Origin of the sequence: Hyphomicrobium sp. DY-1 (assembly GCF_047497105.1) — a bacterium.
In the GTDB taxonomy this organism is placed as follows: Bacteria; Pseudomonadota; Alphaproteobacteria; order Rhizobiales; family Hyphomicrobiaceae; genus Hyphomicrobium_B.
The window spans coordinates 106,813-122,253 of sequence record NZ_CP134870.1 but is presented as its reverse complement, the minus strand read 5'-3'; the positions used below and the strand labels follow the sequence as shown (position 1 = coordinate 122,253).

The window sequence follows — 15,441 nt, the reverse complement described above, 5'->3', positions numbered from 1 at the left end:
GCGGGTCTCCCGTCCGGGCCGCTTCTTTTTGGGACGGGAGTACGTCTCGCACGAGTTGCAACCCTGCGACACTTTTGGCATGGTCCGCCGACCAAAACCGATACTGCAACAATCACAGAATAAAGAGTCGGGGCGGAAAAGCTGTTTCGGCAGCACCTGGAAGCACCGGCGATAGGGGTCCGATCAAAACGGGCCTCATAGGAAGCGTGCCAAAAGGGACCACTCATGACCAACATACTTTGGGCGATCATCGCCTGCGGGGCGTTGTCGATCCTCTACGCTGTCATCACTGCGAATGCGGTGTTAAGTGCCGACCAGGGCACCGCCCGCATGCAGGAGATCGCAGCCGCCGTTCGTGAAGGCGCGCAGGCCTATCTCAGCCGGCAATATCGCACGATCGCTATCGTCGGCGTCGTCATCTTCATTCTCGCTTGGCTGCTGCTCGGACCTCTGCAGGCCATCGGCTTTCTGATTGGTGCGGTTCTTTCCGGCGCCGCCGGATTCATCGGCATGAACGTTTCCGTTCGCGCCAATGTCCGCACGGCTCAGGCGGCGACGATCTCGCTGGGCAAGGGCCTCGACATCGCGTTCAAGGCCGGTGCCATCACCGGCCTTTTGGTTGCGGGCTTGGCGCTACTCGGCGTCGCCGTCTACTACACGGTGCTAACGGTCGGCCTCGGCAAGGAAGCGGGCAGCCGTGAGGTCGTCGATGCGCTGGTGTCGCTCGGCTTCGGTGCATCTCTCATCTCGATCTTCGCGCGTCTCGGCGGCGGTATTTTCACGAAGGGCGCTGACGTCGGTGGCGATCTTGTCGGCAAGGTCGAAGCCGGCATTCCCGAAGACGATCCCCGCAACCCTGCAACGATTGCCGATAACGTCGGCGACAACGTCGGCGACTGCGCCGGTATGGCGGCCGACCTGTTCGAAACCTACGCCGTGACGGTCGTCGCAACGATGGTGCTCGCCGCGATCTTTTTCGCAGGCCAGCCGAACCTTGCGGCGCTCATCACGTATCCGCTCGCGATCTGCGCCGCCTGCATCGTCACGTCGATCGTTGGCACGTATTTCGTAAAGCTCGGCAGCAACGGCTCGATCATGGGCGCACTCTATCGCGGCGTGATCGCTTCCGCTGTGCTGTCGATCCTCGGTCTGTACGTCGCGACGCAATACGTTCTCGGCGGTTTCGGGGAAGTCGGCACCGCAGCCGGCCAGACCATCACCGGCGGCAACTTGTTCCTGTGCGGTATCGTCGGACTGGTGCTGACGGGCCTGATCGTCTGGATCACCGAATACTATACCGGCATCGGCTATCGTCCGGTGCGCTCGATTAGCCAGGCGTCGGTGACAGGCCACGGCACGAACGTCATCCAGGGGCTGGCTGTTTCGCTTGAAGCCTGCGCCCTGCCTACGCTTGCGATCGTTGCCGCGATCATTGCCACCTACCAGCTCGGCGGCCTGTTCGGCACCGCCATCGCCACGACGACGATGCTCGGTCTCGCCGGCATGATCGTCGCGCTCGACGCCTTCGGCCCGGTGACGGACAACGCGGGCGGCATCGCTGAAATGGCCGGACTGCCGAAGGAAGTCCGCCGCTCCACCGATGCGCTCGACGCGGTCGGCAACACCACGAAAGCCGTGACCAAGGGTTATGCCATCGGTTCGGCTGGTCTCGGCGCTCTCGTGCTGTTCGCGGCCTATAACTACGATCTGCATCACTTCATTGATGAAGCGAACAAGGCAGGCGCCACGGGCTATCAGTTCTTCAAGGGTGTCGAAGTCAATTTCGGTCTTGAAAATCCCTACGTCGTTGCCGGTCTTCTGCTCGGTGGTCTCATTCCGTATCTCTTCGGCGGTCTCGCCATGACGGCCGTCGGCCGCGCCGCGGGATCGATCGTTGAAGAGGTGCGTCGCCAGTTCAAGTCCGATCCAGGCATCATGAAAGGTACGTCGAAGCCCGACTATGCGCGAGCGGTCGATCTACTGACGCGTGCCGCGATCAAGGAAATGATCGTGCCGTCGTTGCTGCCGGTGCTGTCGCCGATCGTGCTGTTCTTCGTCGTCAATGCCATCGCAGGCAAGGGTGCCGCCTTCTCCGCGGTCGGCGCGATGCTGCTCGGTGTGATCGTCACGGGCATCTTCGTCGCAATCTCGATGACATCGGGCGGCGGCGCATGGGACAACGCCAAGAAGAGCTTCGAAGACGGCTTTGTCGATAAGGACGGCGTCAAGCATATGAAGGGCTCGGAGGCCCATAAAGCGTCCGTTACCGGCGACACCGTCGGCGATCCTTACAAGGACACGGCAGGTCCCGCCGTGAACCCGGCGATCAAGATCACGAACATCGTTGCGCTGCTGCTGCTTGCCGTGCTCGCACACATGGCGTGACGATCACGAACCTACAGACAGAAAAGGCCCCGCGGTCGTTCGCGGGGCCTTTTTGCGTTCAGCACACTGTACAGATGTTTATCCGACGAGCTTGGGATCTTCGCTGTCGTGGACATGACCGATCGCGGCCAAAATGCGCTTGTCGAGAAGCTCAGGCTTCAAGAGCACCTTTTGCGAGTGCACGTCTTTCACCGCCGATAGCGGCACGACGAATTCACCTGCGTTCTCGACATAAAGCACGAGTGAGGTCGGCGTCACTTCGCGGATCGCGCCGATACCGTCTTTGCCGTCCACGAGAAAGGCCATGAAGCCCGCTTGGATTTTTTCGGTCATGGAATACCTGGATTTGTTGCGTTGGCCGACGTCTGGCCCTGCGCGCCGGCCATCCGTTTCATTTGCTGCCGACTCACGTTTTTTCAAGCGTGACCCGGCGGCACCCATCGCGATATAGCAGGTGCTGCCGCGCGAAACGAGCCCCCGGCACGGAGCGAAGTAAACGTCAGCCGCCGCCGAAGAGCTGTTGCTTGCCGAGATTGCGGAAGAGTCCTTTCAGAATGCCTTCGTCCTTGCCGCCCGGCGCCGGGGTCGTCCGGCTGATGAAGTCGAAGACCTTGCCGTCTTTCAAACCATAGTTCGCGATGTGGTCGACAGTCGCGCCCTGGTTGAAATAGACTGCAACTACCTGCCGGTTCTCTTCCGTCGGCAAGAAGAACGACTTTTCAGAGTCGGTACTGGAAATATAATAGAACGCGCTGCCATCACCCAGGACCGCCGTCGTGCTTGGCGTTCCGAGCGCGCTCCGCACTTGGTCCTTGCTCATGCCGGACTGGATGGCCTGCAGATCTGTCGGCCGAAATTCAATGCCGTGCTTGGTGATCGTCGGCGCGCCGCAGCCTGAAAGAACAGCAGCCGAAGCCAGCAGGCTCAGCAGAAGCGCTCCTGCACGGTACTGGCGCCTGGTCCCGTTCTGTTTCATTTGTACTTTCATTAGCGGGAATCACCTCGCCCTTTCGGCCACGCGTGTTTAGATTGAGTGCCGAAAAGCAGCAACTGCGCGCCCCCGTGGCCGCACGGCATGTTCCCCAGAATTCACTGGGTCACGCCGCAACCCTCTAGCTTATTAACAGTTGCCCCCAACATGTTGCGATGGCTGAACAAGCGGACGGAAACCGGGCGCAGAGCAAAAGAGCTTTATGGCAGCGTCGTGACCGCTGCGAGACAGCCGGACTTTTATGGTGCGATTGGCGTTCCGGACACACCTGAAGGCCGGTTCGAACTGGTCGCACTGCACCTTTATCTCGCCCTGGAGGGATTGCGCGGCACCGTGCCCGATGCCGCGGGCCTCAGCCAGCGCATGATCGAAATTTTCGTCGAGGACATGGACGATTGCATGCGCGAAATGGGTATCGGCGATCTTGCGGTGCCAAAGAAGGTTAAGCGCGCCGCCGCGGCATTTTATGAACGCGCCACGATTTACCAGAGCAGCGTCGCCGACATAGAAGATGGCCGCTTGGCTGCAAACCTTGAGCATTATGCATTGCCCGGCGCCGCAAAACGGCAGGATGCAGAGCGCGCGCTGGCAAACTATGTTCGCGCTGCGTCATCGGCGCTAGCTGTGGTGCCTTTTGACGTCTGGGTGCAAAGCGGTGCAGCTGCGCAACTCTTGGACGCGAGCACTTCAATGATCGGGCAGCACTCAATGATCGGAAAGACTGAGACTTGACGGACGCTTTGGATTGGACCGAAAAAACCACCGAAATTCCAGCGGGTGGTTTGAACCGCACGCGAGAGGCGACGGCTGAGGAATTGCAGGACGTTGCGAAGGGGCTAGATATCCTCAGTGTCGCGAGCCTGTCGTCGCGCTATCGCATCGTCTCGATTGCAGGCGGCGCGTACCGCCTTTCGGGGACACTCTCTGCGCGCGTAGAACAGGCGTGTGTCGTCTCGCTCGAACCCGTCGCTGGCAAGGTCGAAGCGGCGTTTGACGTCGAGTTCTGGCCCGACCTCAAGTCCGAGGAAAGTGATGAGGATTCCAGCGTTCTAAGCGGCAGCGATGTCGAATTGCTGGAGCATGGGTTGATTCCCGTCGGGCGCATCGTCTTCGAAACGCTGTCGGCATCCCTCGATCCCTATCCACGGCGCGAAGGCGCGGAATTCTCATGGGAAGATCCAAAATCGGGTCAGGAGAGCCCCAGCAACCCGTTCGCCGCTTTATCGAAGCTTAAGGATAAGCGCTAAACCGCGCGTTTGGTTGCCCCGGTCAGCACCCGGTCAGGCCAAGCTTACGAAGCCGTAAAACGGCTTCATGGCGCTATATGCGAATGAAAAGTCAAGGTAAAGTACTCAGATGTGAGTGGTTCTGTCACGAGGTGCGATTTCGCCTTGTGGGCGGGCTCCAAAAGGATATGGTCTCGCCGAATTTCGGGGACTGATAGGGCCGTAAAGCTGAGTCTGGTGCAGGTGCGCCGAACGCGGCGTTCGCGGCAATCGACAAAGAATGGCAAGCCCAAAGACGATCGCACTCGATGCCATGGGCGGTGATCACGGTCCTGAGGTCGTGGTCCCCGGCGCCGCGCTCTCACTTGAGCGCCAGCCCGCATTGAGCTTTATCCTTTACGGCCAGCAGCCGCGCATCGAAGCAGCGCTTGCGCAGCATCCGGCGTTGCGCGCAAAGAGCCGTGTCGTCCACACCGATCTTGTTATCTCGATGGATGAAAAGCCGAGCCAGGCCCTGAGGCGCGGCAAGGGTTCCAGCATGTGGCTGCCGCTCGAAGCGGTGAAAGCCGGCGAGGCAGACGCTGCCGTGTCGGCGGGCAACACCGGCGCGCTGATGGCGATTGCGAAGCTGGTGCTGCGCCCAATCGCAGGCATCGAGCGTCCGGCGATCGCGGCTCTGTGGCCAACAGTGAAATCCGAATGCATCGTGCTCGATGTCGGCGCCAACATCGGCGCGACGGCCAGTCAGCTCGCTGACTTTTCCTTGATGGGCGCTGCGATGGCGCGCGCCGTCTTCCACATCGAGCGGCCGTCCGTCGGCCTGCTGAACGTCGGCACCGAAGAGATGAAGGGCAACGAGGACGTCAAGTCCGCGAACGCGCTTTTGAAGTCGGTCGATGTTCTCCCGCTCGAATACAAGGGCTTTGTCGAAGGCGATCAGATCGGGCAGGGCGCCGTTGACGTTGTCGTTGTCGAGGGCTTCGCCGGCAATATTGCGCTGAAGACGGCGGAGGGAACAGCCAAGCAGATCAGCACCTATATTCGATCTGCAATGATGAGTTCTATCGTCAGCAAGATCGGCGCCTTCTTGGCGCAAGGCGGCTTCCGCGTTCTGAAAGAAAAAATGGACCCTCGCCGCGTCAATGGCGGCACGTTCCTGGGCTTGAACGGTATTGCGGTGAAGAGCCACGGCGGCACCGATGCCTTTGGATTTGCGAGCGCCGTCGATCTTGCGTACGAGATGGCCGATTCCGGCCTGATCGCGCGCCTCACGGCCGACATTGACGGTTTTCACCATAGGCTTTCGGCGGCGGCTGTCAGCAGCGCGGCACCTGTGCCACGCGACACGACCGGAAGTTTGCTTGGAAAGGCATAGATTTGGCAATTCTCCGCTCTGTCATTCGCGGCGTCGGCGCACACCTTCCTAAGCGCGTAGTGACGAATGATGATCTCGCGAAAATCGTCGATACAAGCGACGCGTGGATCCGCGAGCGCTCTGGAATTGTCGAACGCCACATCGCCGACGAAAAAGAGCTGACATCCGAACTCGGCGCAGCTGCTGCGAAGCAGGCGTTGATCCGTGCAGGGATCGACCCTGTCGAAATTGATCTCATCGTCTGCGCGACGTCGACGCCCGACCGCACGTTCCCCGCCACGGCGGTGAAAATCCAGACGATGCTCGGCGTCACGAAGGGCGCCGCATTCGACGTGCAGGCCGTCTGCTCCGGCTTTGTCTATGCGCTTACCATCGCCGACAATTTCCTGAAAGCCGGGCAATCCAAGCGCGCTCTCGTCATCGGCGCCGAGACGTTCTCGCGTATTCTCGATTGGTCCGATCGCTCCACCTGCGTTCTATTCGGCGATGGCGCCGGTGCGGTCGTGCTCGAAGCGCAGCCGCAGCGTGGCATGCGCGACGACCGCGGCATCATCTCGACGCTCATTCGCTCCGATGGCCGTTTTGAAGAACTGCTGTATGTCGACGGCGGCCCCGGCTCGACCAAGACCGTCGGTCATCTGCGCATGAACGGCCGCGAGGTCTTCCGCCACGCCGTTCAGAAGATCTCGGGCGTCATCGAGGAGACGCTCGTTCAAACCGGCTATACGCCCGATGAAATTGATCTCTTCATCCCACATCAGGCGAATAAGCGCATCCTGGATGGCATCGCCAAAAAGCTGAACGTCGCGCCCGAAAAAATCGTCATGACGCTCGATAAGCACGGCAACACATCGGCCGCCTCCATTCCGCTCGCTCTGAACGATGCTTTTGAGGCTCATCGCATCAAGGAAGGCAGCCTGATCCTGATGGAAGCGATGGGCGGAGGATTTACTTGGGGCGCCGTCCTGGCCCGCTGGTAGCGCCCGTTTTGGTGCGCTGCAGCGTAGAATATCGTTCTTTATCAGACGCTTGTTGCAGCGTACCCAGTTGACCCCGCGGCGAACCGCCGCTACCATCCCCGGCCGAAATGATGTTTCGAGATCATTTTCAAAGTGATGTTCGGCTGGGAGGAATTGGGATGGTGGGCAAGACATTGACGCGGGCTGATCTCGCGGAAGCCGTCGTGGAAAAAGTCGGTTTGCCGCGCAACGAGAGCCAGGATCTCGTCGAGCGGGTGCTCGAGGAAATTTCCGGCAGCTTGGCGGGTGGCGACGCAGTAAAACTGTCGTCGTTCGGCTCGTTCGGCATTCGTCAGAAAGGCGAGCGTGTCGGCCGCAATCCCAAGACGGGCGAGGAAGTACCGATTACGCCGCGCCGTGTGCTCGTGTTCCGTCCGTCCAATATTATGAAGGATAGGATCAACAAAGGCCACGCGAGTCGCTAACACCGCTGTTGCAAGTGCGCGAAACTAAGCGTTCAATTGCAAGGGGTTGTTGGGAACGCGAGGGGGCGAGCCATGAACAAGTCGGCGGAAGCATTTCGCACGATCGGAGAAGTGGCCGACGAGCTCCAGATACCAAAGCACGTGCTGCGCTTCTGGGAAGGACGCTTTCCGCAGATTCGCCCGATGAAGCGTGGCGGCGGTCGTCGTTATTACCGGCCGGAGGATATGGAGCTGCTGCGCGGCATCCGTGCGCTCCTCCATGCGGAAGGTTATACAATTCGCGGCGTGCAGAAAATTCTGCGCGAGCATGGCGTCGATCAGGTAAAGGCTGCAGCCCATCGAGTCGCTGCACCTCAGCCAGCACCTACGACCGTTGCGACAGGCCGCAAGCGCGGCCGCAAGCCGATCGCGAAGCCTGCGCCGTCCGTCGTGGCGATCGAGCCGCAGACGAAAGCGCCGGTTGATCTTGCTGCCATTACGAAAAGCCAGATTCAAAGCGCAATCCGCGAGCTTGAAATCGCCTGTGCTATTCTTCGCGGACAGCCTATCAATCCTGTCGCCGCACCCGACGATGTGAAGAAATCGCGTGCAGGGCGAACCTAAATCTCCTGCCAAACTCGCTCCGATCTCAGGAGTGCGCGAAGCACCCCCCGATATCCGGATATTCTTCGTCGATCTCGACAGCGCGGCTGCTGGCCTCGAAGTCGAGGAGGAACGGACGCCCCGGTTGTCGGCCGCCGATGTCGAGCGCGCGGAAGCGATGAAGAATATCGAGGCACGTCGTCTTTGGCGTGCCTCGCGCATCGCAACGCGTATCGCGCTCGAACGCATCGTCGGCCCTGGGCTGCGGCAAATTCCGTTTGAAATCGAGCCGGGCGGCCGACCGGTTCTACCTGGAAGAGTGGCGCACTTCAGCATCTCTCACACCGGCAGCGCCGCGCTTATCGCGGTGTCGACAAGCATGCCCCTCGGAGTCGATCTCGAAAGACGCGCCCGGCCGCTAAAGATGTCGCCCGATCGCCGTCACCGCATCGTCGCGGCCGCCGGACGTCTCGCAGCTCAGCCGTTGCTTTCAGCGGATAACGATGCGGATGTTATTGCTGCATGGGTCCGGCTCGAAGCTGTGGCTAAGGCGTTGGGCATCGGCATCGGCCGTTTGCTGACGCAGGAAGGAGTCGTTGGCGGCGAAGAAGGGAAGAAAACGGACACCGCGCGGCGCGTGGCGGTTCGACATCTCACGATTGATCCAGAGCATGTCGCCGTCGTTGCAGCCGAATGCCTTCCCGAAACGCTCGCCGTCGAAATTTTTCCCCATACGACGCTTGACGCATTCGTGCGCGGCTAAACGCGATCAGCCGCGGTCTCAGCTCGCTGGGTTTATGGAATGCAGCCGCGTTTACGGCCCGAAGAGCATCGGAAAGAAGGAGTTGTCGACCGATTTCTGCTTCCGGTAGCGATAGCGGCGCTTCGCAGGTTTGTCGGCCGCCGTTTCCGCCTTCCACTTCGAATTTCCCGACGCGCTAGTCTTGACGACCGGCGGCGTCGTCTCATTGAACGCCACCGCAGTCTCATCCTTGACGGCGAGCAGGACATTCGACTCCGAGGGCCGCCAACGATACCCAAGGCTGAAGTCGATCGGAGTTGTCTTGTCCTTCGCGAAAACCTCATTCAGCCGCGCCTGATACTTTCCGGCGAAGAGGCTGATCGGCCCTGCGTACCGCCCATAGGGGTGAAGCTGCCAGCCCTTGGCGAAGTAGCGGATCGGAATGCCGGAATCGTCTTCCAGCAGCGACACGCTATGATCCAGCAAGTACGTGCGCACGGTGGAGAAGTTGTCCTCATGCATGAGATAGGACGCGCTCTTGACGAAGCTGTCACCCTTTCCGAGCGTGTCGCAAAACGTCAGGAAGCCGCTCGACTTCAAGCCTCCATCCGAGAGATCGGTGCTGAAATAGTAGAGCGTCCGTTTGGCGCCGATGCTGGCATCGCCGAAGGTGATCTTGACGCCGCGGCCCGTAGGTTTCGCAATCTTCTCATCAACGGAATGCAACGTCCCATCGCTCGCCAAATCAAACAGCTCGGCGTCGTAAATCGTTTTGCCGGAGCGGGCGAGGAACGTCATCAGCACGGGCGTCGTGCCGTTGAGCTTGGCGCTGCCAAAGTCGATCCGCATGGAGCGCGTGCGGAAGAAGCTGTAGCTCAGCAATGAAGAAAGCGACGCACGAAGCTCACGAAGCGCGCCAGCCATCTCGCCGCGCGAATATTTCCGCAGGTCCGGAATTTGTCCTGGCGGCTCCAACCCTGCCATCACGTAAGTCTTGGCCGATGGAAAGAAAGCATCTGCGTAGAGATAGTCGGCGCCGCTGAAGAAATAGAACAGCGTCGGCTGCGGATTTGTGAAATCGCGCGACACGAGCATCCGAATTTTGCTCAGTTGACGCTTTTCCAGACCGTCCCAAGCTTGGTTGAAGCCCGCCGCGTACTGCTTCCAAAAGCCATCGTTCGTGTAGGCCTTGAGCGGCGAACCGTCGGACGGCTGCATGCCCGCAATGAATTTGGCGGTGTCGTCCAGGCTTGCGCGAGGTTCGGCACGTGCGGGAATCGACAAAATCGAAACCGCGAGCGCCGCGAAGGCGGTCGCTGCGGTCACGCGCATTCTAGCCATGTTGGGTCCTATCGAGATCCTGACCGAGCATCGGGCGCCGCTGCGCATAAGCATACACGGCTAAACCCGTCATCATAATGACGAGACCAGCCAGAGACTGCAGAGGACGCTCTACGATGAGGTGATACATCATGAAGGCAGTTACGCCGAGGAAGATAAACGGCGTGAGAGGGTAACCCCACGTCTTATACGGCCGCGGTAGATTGGGTTCTTTCCAGCGCAGGATGATGACGCCAATCACGGCGAGGAATGAGCAGAGCGTCAGGCTGAACTGAATCGTATCAAGCACAGCCTCGAAACTCTGCGTCATCAAAAGGACGCTGACGATCGCGAGCTGTAGCAGGATTGCATACGTCGGAACGCCGTTCTTGCTGGTGAGAGCCAAGGCGCGGAATAGCGCATGATCCTTGCCCATCGCCATCGTGACGCGTGGCCCGATCCAGACCATGGCGCTGATCGAGGAGATGAGCCCAATGCAAATGAGCGCGCCGACGATCATTCCGCCGAGCTGACCGAAGATGTGCTTGCCCGCGATCATCGCAACGTCGATCTGGCCCGCCATTGCTGAGATCGGCGTCGTGTACAGAAAGACGGCATTGAGCGCGACGTAGCAGCTGATGACGATGACGGTCGCGGCAATGATCGAGCGTGGCAGGCTGACGGCAGGCTCTCGAATTTCGCCTGCGATATAGGTCGCGGCATTCCAGCCCGAGTAGGCGTACATCACGAATACAAGGCTGACGGCGAATGGCGCGCTGGCGATGTAATTGAAGTCCACCGCCGAGGGCGCAAACGAGATCGGCTGCGGCACGCCATAGGCAAGTCCCGCGACGATCAACGCAATGATCAACGCGCCTTTGATGATCGTCGAGATGTTTTGGAATTTGCTCGAATGCTTGATGCCGCTCAAATGGATGAGCGTCACGGCCCAAACGACAGCGAGGCCCAGGAGGAGTGGGGAAGCATCGGGAACGAGGCCCTTGAAATACACGCCGAAAGCCATCGCCGCGAGCGCGATAGGCGCCGAAAAACCGAGCGTCGCCGAAATCCAGCCCGCCAGAAACCCGACGGCGGGATGATAAATGCGCGACAGGAAATTGTATTCCCCACCCGATCGCGGAAATGCGGCCGCCAATTCGGCATAAGCCAGCGCACCGCAGAGCGCCGCAATTCCGCCGACGACCCAGAGCATCAGCACCGAGAAGGCCGACGGAATGGTCGCGACCTGAAATCCGAGACTGGTAAAGACACCGATGCCGATCATATCAGCAACGGCGAGCGCGGTGGCGGTGACCGTCGAAACCGTACGGACATCAAGTCCGGATGTTACGGAAGACGGTGCGCTGATGGATGCGGCAGTTGTCATGATTGGGGCTTAACCAAGGCCAGCTTGCGGACAGTATTGACTCGGTAACGTTCCAACAACTGCCGCAAAAACATGTTAAATCCGAGTTGCCAAAATACATCTAAGAGGCGCGTGCGGAACGTTTTTCGAGCACGATTATGGCAATTGCCAAATTATGGTTGCCGCATTGGTCGACATTTGCCTCACGAATTGAACAATTTTGGACTTTAGAGCGACACATTCGTTTTTGCGGCGCGCTCCGCCCACTATTCTGTCAGAGGGTAAATGCGATTCGAATGATGGCCGTATCGAATGCGGGGGCGCTATGGCATCGCGCCGGCGGCAATGAATAACGGACGCAGGCAATTCCTCGCACGCACGCTTAGTGCAGGCGCCGCCTGGACGCTTGGCCTCGCCTCGGCCGACGCCAGCCAAGGAAAGCCGCGCCCCATCGTTCCATCGAAGACGCTGGTGCAGTCGCGCAGCCGGCCAACGAAAATCGACAAGACCGCTCTCGTACATTTCGATACTGCACCGTTCCCCTATCACGGCATGCTGCCGGGCACGAACGTGCCGTTTCTCAACGTCAACGAGAACGGCCGTTTGGGCCATCGCACCAATTCAGGGCGCCTGTACTGGGAAGATCAAACGTATGACGACAATCGGGTGCTGCTGCACATTCCGAAAGGATTCGATATCCGCCGCCCGGCGCTGATGCTGGTTTTCTTTCACGGCCACGGCGCGACGCTGCAGCGCGACGTCCTCGCGCGCCAGAAGGTCCCGGCGCAGATTACAGCATCGAACGCCAACGTCGTTCTGGTCGCGCCGCAGCTTGCCGTCGATGCGCGCGATTCAAGCGCGGGGAAATTCTGGCAACCCGGCGCTTTCGGCCGCTTTATCGGCGAAGCGGGTCAACATCTGGCGCGCATGTTCGGCGACCGCAGATCGCTGCGCACATTCGCCAGCATGCCGATCATCGTCGTCGCCTACAGCGGCGGCTACGTCGCGGCGGCGTCGGCCATCGAGAAGGGCGGTTTGAAAAAACGCGTGCGCGGCGTGGTGCTGCTCGACTCCCTTTATGGCGATCTCGACAAGTTCGCACATTGGATCGAAGCCGACCCGTCGGCGTTTTTCGTGAGCGTTTATCTCAGCTCGACGCGCAATCAGAATGCCCAGCTCGAAGACATCCTGGCTGCGCACGACGTTGATGTCAGCGGTCAGATCAACACGCGGTTGGCGTCCGGCGGCGTTGCAGTGGTTCCCGGCGGCGGGGGCCGTCACCGCGATCTCGTGACCCACGCCTGGGTCGACTACCCCATCATCGACCTGCTGCAGCGCCTGCCCGAGTATCGACGTTAAAGCATGCCGCCTTACCGCAGGAGAGTCGCAAAACAATGAGCGGCCGACCGACGCGGCGGGGGAGGACACCGCATCCGTCCTTGACGTGCGGATGCGTTCCGGGTACCCAACCGGCAGACCGGGACGGTCTTCCCATGCAATTTTGAGTTGCGGCGGCCGTCAAGATTTTCCAAATCGGAGCGTAGCGCAGCCTGGTTAGCGCACCAGTCTGGGGGACTGGGGGTCGGAGGTTCAAATCCTCTCGCTCCGACCATTTCTTTCAAAACATCGCGTCAGTACAACATCTGCGCCAAGGCAGGCGTGATGCGTTCCGTTAGGGCACGGCCGTCGAAGGACACGAACCGGGCCGCGAACCCATTTGCCGCTGCGAATGCTGGCCCTTCCTCAGGTCCCAGCACAGTAAGCGCCGTTGCCAGCACGTCCGCCGTCATGCAGTCGTCCGAGACGACGGTGACCGAGATCAGGTCGTGGGCGGTCGGGAATCCGGTCCGCGGATCGACCGTGTGGGCATAGCGGCGGCCGCCGTGCTCGAAATATCGTTGCTCGTCGCCGCTGGTCGCAACGGAAAGCCCTGCGAGCGCAAGCACGGTCTCGGGGCAGGTCCTATCAGCCGCCTGTGTGTGGCGCGGCCGTTCGAATTCCACCCACCAGGGCGACCCGTCCGGTTTTAGTCCTTCGCCTCTGAGTTCTCCTCCGATCTCAACGAGGAGATTGCTGACGCCCGCGACGCGCAGCACCGAGACGACCTCATCAACGGCGTAGCCCTTGGCGATGGCGCAGAGATCGAGCCGCAAGCCGCCGGGCTGAAACACGCGCCGGTTTTCCTTATCGAGTGTCACGCTACGCCAACCGGACGCTATACGCGCTGCATCGAGCGCCGCCCCATCTGGCAAACCGGGCGCAACGTGAAACGGACCGAAGCCCCACAGATCGACAATCGCTCCGACAGTCGGATCATATGCGCCGCCCGTTCGCTCCGCCCAGGAGAGCGCGCTGGAAAGCACCTTGAAGAACCCGTCAGCCAAAGGATGCCACGTTCCGGCGGGCGCAGCATTGAAACGCGAGAGGTCCGACGCCCGCTCCCACGGGCTCATCTCGGCGATCACCTGCGCCAGCACGCGTTCGATTCCGCATCGAAGGGCATCGACGTTGGCGTTGCGCGGGAGCGCCATCTTGGCGCTCCACGTCGTTCCCATCGTCTCGCCGCCGATCTGACACACCGAAAGTGTGCGCAGCGCTGCGAGCGTCGCGGGTATCGGCGTTCGGCGCGGGATCAAGACCCGCCGCGCCGAGGCCGTCATTCCGGAAGAACCTCAAGCGTTGCCGCATACGTCGAACGGCGCTTGCTCGCTTCCTTGACGCTGGGCTTGTCGTCGGTGACGCTCGCCTCCATCCAGTATAGGCCGGCTTCCGGCCACTTGACCTTGAACACACCGTCCTTGTCGGTCGTCACCGAGAAATCGCCCGGCTGATTGCGATAGCGCACGCCGCCAGGCACGATCTCGATCTTCATATCTGCTGCAGGCTTGCCGTCGAGTAGAAGCTTGAAGCTCGCTTCGTCGTTGGCCACGAGATCATTCGGGTGTGTGATTGGCTGCATTTCGAGGCCCTTGCCCGCGGGCTTCAGAGCGGTTTCGTCCGTCTTGCCCGCCGTCACGAACGTTTCCATGCGGCGCTGCGATTGGATCACGACAACGTCGCTCGCCGAGGCCGGGATTTCCTTCAGGTTTTCGACCTTGCCGCGCCAGCGCTTCTTCTCGCCATTTTCGGTATACTGCGCCATCAGGCGGTCGTCGACGAGCGCGATGCGATAGGTGCCGGGCGATTTCAGTGGAATGTCGAAGGTGCTGCGAAGCTTGCCGGAGTTCGCGTTTTCAGGCGCGATTGTCGATCCATCCGGCGCCGTGATCTCCAGGCCGTCGAGGGGAAGAGGACGGAATTCAAAATAAAACAGATCGTTCGAGACCGCTGCGTCCACGGTGACGAACTTGTCTTTGGCAGACAAAACGGTTGCTGACGGCCGCAACCATGCTCGATGGGCGTCGGCCGCTGCCGGAATAAGAAATGCGAACGCCGCTGCGGCGCATACGAGACGTTTCATGGTTCGCGGTATCCCAGATTGCATCATGGTTTCGTGCTGATAGTGACGGTTCCGAGTTCGTGCTCGCCTTTGCCGCTGATCGTCGCCCCTTTTTGCAGCGGCCATTGCACCGGGATCTTCACGACCTCACGCCCGCCGACTTCGCGCGCTGCTTCGACGACAAGCTGGTATTGGCCCGGAGCAAGCCCGCTCAAGATTTTGTTCTTGTCGTCGTCGATGCTGATTGAGTGCGTGCCCGGCGCGCGCGTTGCGCTGGTCAGTCCATCGGCCGGGAGCTTCAACTCGCGGCCGGCGCGACGCCACCATTGGCGGAGATCTTTAAGCCACTTTTCGCCTTCGTTGCGCTTGTTGGCGATGTCGTACCAGACGGCGAGGTTGGCAGCGACGTGCCGGTCCGGACCTTCAAGCCACACCGCCACGTACGGCTTGTGGTACTCGGCAACATCGAGGCGAGGGACCTCGACCGAAATTTCGAGATCTGCGGCGAGCGCCGGCGTTGCGGCAAGGCCGGTAAGCCCAACGGTCAAAAAGAGAGTTCGCATTCGTTTTG

The 15,441-nt window shown here is 60.4% G+C and carries 16 protein-coding genes and 1 tRNA gene; 10 read left to right on the top strand and 7 right to left on the bottom strand.

All coding sequences use genetic code 11. The features are described 5' to 3' along the window. The first annotated feature begins 225 nt into the window (after window positions 1–225). The gene (locus tag RLW41_RS00635; RefSeq protein WP_414463086.1) at window positions 226–2,385 is read left to right on the top strand and encodes a sodium-translocating pyrophosphatase; all 2,160 of its coding nucleotides are present in this window, start codon (window positions 226–228) and stop codon (window positions 2,383–2,385) included. A gap of 78 nt (window positions 2,386–2,463) precedes the next feature. Here RLW41_RS00635 and RLW41_RS00630 read toward each other — a convergent pair whose 3' ends face one another. Together RLW41_RS00630 and RLW41_RS00625 are read right to left on the bottom strand one after the other, a co-directional pair. After that, entirely contained in the window at window positions 2,464–2,718 is a 255-nt protein-coding gene (locus RLW41_RS00630; protein ID WP_013948278.1) for a hypothetical protein, read from the bottom strand. A gap of 166 nt (window positions 2,719–2,884) precedes the next feature. Next, window positions 2,885–3,361, bottom strand: coding sequence for an outer membrane protein assembly factor BamE (locus RLW41_RS00625; protein WP_409560423.1), 477 nt, complete (start codon window positions 3,359–3,361; stop codon window positions 2,885–2,887). 99 nt (window positions 3,362–3,460) lie between these two features. On the opposite strand from RLW41_RS00625, the gene RLW41_RS00620 reads away from it, so the two are divergent. The 7 genes from RLW41_RS00620 (at window position 3,461) to RLW41_RS00590 (ending at window position 8,766) form a co-directional block, all read left to right on the top strand. Then, window positions 3,461–4,108, top strand: a complete 648-nt coding sequence (locus tag RLW41_RS00620; RefSeq protein WP_414463085.1) for a ubiquinol-cytochrome C chaperone family protein — start codon at window positions 3,461–3,463, stop codon at window positions 4,106–4,108. Then, complete coding sequence (locus tag RLW41_RS00615; RefSeq protein ID WP_414463084.1) at window positions 4,105–4,623, top strand: YceD family protein; 519 nt, start codon at window positions 4,105–4,107, stop codon at window positions 4,621–4,623. The genes RLW41_RS00620 and RLW41_RS00615 overlap by 4 nt, the downstream gene beginning before the upstream one ends. Before the next feature lie 259 nt (window positions 4,624–4,882). Then, window positions 4,883–5,977 carry a phosphate acyltransferase PlsX gene (gene plsX, locus RLW41_RS00610; protein WP_409560420.1) on the top strand — a complete coding sequence of 365 codons (1,095 nt, stop codon included), beginning with the start codon at window positions 4,883–4,885 and terminating at the stop codon, window positions 5,975–5,977. A gap of 2 nt (window positions 5,978–5,979) precedes the next feature. Beyond that, window positions 5,980–6,957, top strand: coding sequence for a beta-ketoacyl-ACP synthase III (locus tag RLW41_RS00605; RefSeq protein WP_013948273.1), 978 nt, complete (start codon window positions 5,980–5,982; stop codon window positions 6,955–6,957). Between the two features lie 158 nt (window positions 6,958–7,115). Next, window positions 7,116–7,421, top strand: coding sequence for an integration host factor subunit alpha (locus RLW41_RS00600; protein WP_013948272.1), 306 nt, complete (start codon window positions 7,116–7,118; stop codon window positions 7,419–7,421). Window positions 7,422–7,493: 72 nt separating this feature from the next. Continuing rightward, window positions 7,494–8,024 (top strand): MerR family transcriptional regulator, encoded by a 531-nt coding sequence (locus tag RLW41_RS00595; protein ID WP_409560419.1) that lies wholly within the window; start codon window positions 7,494–7,496, stop codon window positions 8,022–8,024. Further along, the gene (locus RLW41_RS00590) at window positions 8,008–8,766 is read left to right on the top strand and encodes a 4'-phosphopantetheinyl transferase family protein (protein WP_414463083.1); all 759 of its coding nucleotides are present in this window, start codon (window positions 8,008–8,010) and stop codon (window positions 8,764–8,766) included. Before RLW41_RS00595 ends, RLW41_RS00590 begins: the two co-directional genes overlap by 17 nt. A gap of 51 nt (window positions 8,767–8,817) precedes the next feature. Here the strand turns inward: RLW41_RS00590 and RLW41_RS00585 are convergent, their stop codons facing one another. Together RLW41_RS00585 and RLW41_RS00580 are read right to left on the bottom strand one after the other, a co-directional pair. Further along, window positions 8,818–10,086 carry a hypothetical protein gene (locus RLW41_RS00585; protein ID WP_414463082.1) on the bottom strand — a complete coding sequence of 423 codons (1,269 nt, stop codon included), beginning with the start codon at window positions 10,084–10,086 and terminating at the stop codon, window positions 8,818–8,820. Beyond that, entirely contained in the window at window positions 10,079–11,452 is a 1,374-nt protein-coding gene (locus tag RLW41_RS00580) for an APC family permease (RefSeq protein ID WP_414463081.1), read from the bottom strand. The genes RLW41_RS00585 and RLW41_RS00580 overlap by 8 nt, the downstream gene beginning before the upstream one ends. Window positions 11,453–11,776: 324 nt before the next feature. Here RLW41_RS00580 and RLW41_RS00575 point away from each other — a divergent pair, with 324 nt between their 5' ends. After that, window positions 11,777–12,790, top strand: a complete 1,014-nt coding sequence (locus RLW41_RS00575; protein WP_414463080.1) for an alpha/beta hydrolase — start codon at window positions 11,777–11,779, stop codon at window positions 12,788–12,790. 175 nt (window positions 12,791–12,965) lie between these two features. Then, window positions 12,966–13,043: transfer RNA gene (locus RLW41_RS00570), tRNA-Pro, on the top strand. Window positions 13,044–13,062: 19 nt separating this feature from the next. On the opposite strand, the gene RLW41_RS00565 is transcribed toward RLW41_RS00570, so the two are convergent. The 3 genes from RLW41_RS00565 to RLW41_RS00555 are packed head-to-tail and all read right to left on the bottom strand — an operon-like array spanning window position 13,063 to window position 15,433. After that, a complete protein-coding gene (locus tag RLW41_RS00565; RefSeq protein ID WP_414463079.1) occupies window positions 13,063–14,091 on the bottom strand; it encodes an FAD:protein FMN transferase in 1,029 nt (342 codons plus the stop codon). Next, entirely contained in the window at window positions 14,088–14,891 is an 804-nt protein-coding gene (locus RLW41_RS00560) for a DUF4198 domain-containing protein (protein ID WP_414463078.1), read from the bottom strand. The genes RLW41_RS00565 and RLW41_RS00560 overlap by 4 nt, the downstream gene beginning before the upstream one ends. Window positions 14,892–14,914: 23 nt before the next feature. After that, window positions 14,915–15,433, bottom strand: a complete 519-nt coding sequence (locus RLW41_RS00555) for a DUF2271 domain-containing protein (protein WP_409560412.1) — start codon at window positions 15,431–15,433, stop codon at window positions 14,915–14,917. Window positions 15,434–15,441 lie beyond the last annotated feature (8 nt).

What these genes read in the sequence shown, in the direction of transcription:
- RLW41_RS00635 (WP_414463086.1), top strand. Translation starts at nt 226, where the DNA reads ATGACCAACATACTTTGGGCGATCATCGCCTGCGGGGCGTTGTCGATC.
- RLW41_RS00630 (WP_013948278.1), bottom strand. Translation starts at nt 2,718, where the DNA reads ATGACCGAAAAAATCCAAGCGGGCTTCATGGCCTTTCTCGTGGACGGC.
- RLW41_RS00625 (WP_409560423.1), bottom strand. Translation starts at nt 3,361, where the DNA reads ATGAAACAGAACGGGACCAGGCGCCAGTACCGTGCAGGAGCGCTTCTG.
- RLW41_RS00620 (WP_414463085.1), top strand. Translation starts at nt 3,461, where the DNA reads ATGTTCCCCAGAATTCACTGGGTCACGCCGCAACCCTCTAGCTTATTA.
- plsX (WP_409560420.1), top strand. Translation starts at nt 4,883, where the DNA reads ATGGCAAGCCCAAAGACGATCGCACTCGATGCCATGGGCGGTGATCAC.
- RLW41_RS00600 (WP_013948272.1), top strand. Translation starts at nt 7,116, where the DNA reads ATGGTGGGCAAGACATTGACGCGGGCTGATCTCGCGGAAGCCGTCGTG.
- RLW41_RS00595 (WP_409560419.1), top strand. Translation starts at nt 7,494, where the DNA reads ATGAACAAGTCGGCGGAAGCATTTCGCACGATCGGAGAAGTGGCCGAC.
- RLW41_RS00585 (WP_414463082.1), bottom strand. Translation starts at nt 10,086, where the DNA reads ATGGCTAGAATGCGCGTGACCGCAGCGACCGCCTTCGCGGCGCTCGCG.
- RLW41_RS00580 (WP_414463081.1), bottom strand. Translation starts at nt 11,452, where the DNA reads ATGACAACTGCCGCATCCATCAGCGCACCGTCTTCCGTAACATCCGGA.
- RLW41_RS00575 (WP_414463080.1), top strand. Translation starts at nt 11,777, where the DNA reads ATGAATAACGGACGCAGGCAATTCCTCGCACGCACGCTTAGTGCAGGC.
- RLW41_RS00565 (WP_414463079.1), bottom strand. Translation starts at nt 14,091, where the DNA reads ATGACGGCCTCGGCGCGGCGGGTCTTGATCCCGCGCCGAACGCCGATA.
- RLW41_RS00560 (WP_414463078.1), bottom strand. Translation starts at nt 14,891, where the DNA reads ATGAAACGTCTCGTATGCGCCGCAGCGGCGTTCGCATTTCTTATTCCG.
- RLW41_RS00555 (WP_409560412.1), bottom strand. Translation starts at nt 15,433, where the DNA reads ATGCGAACTCTCTTTTTGACCGTTGGGCTTACCGGCCTTGCCGCAACG.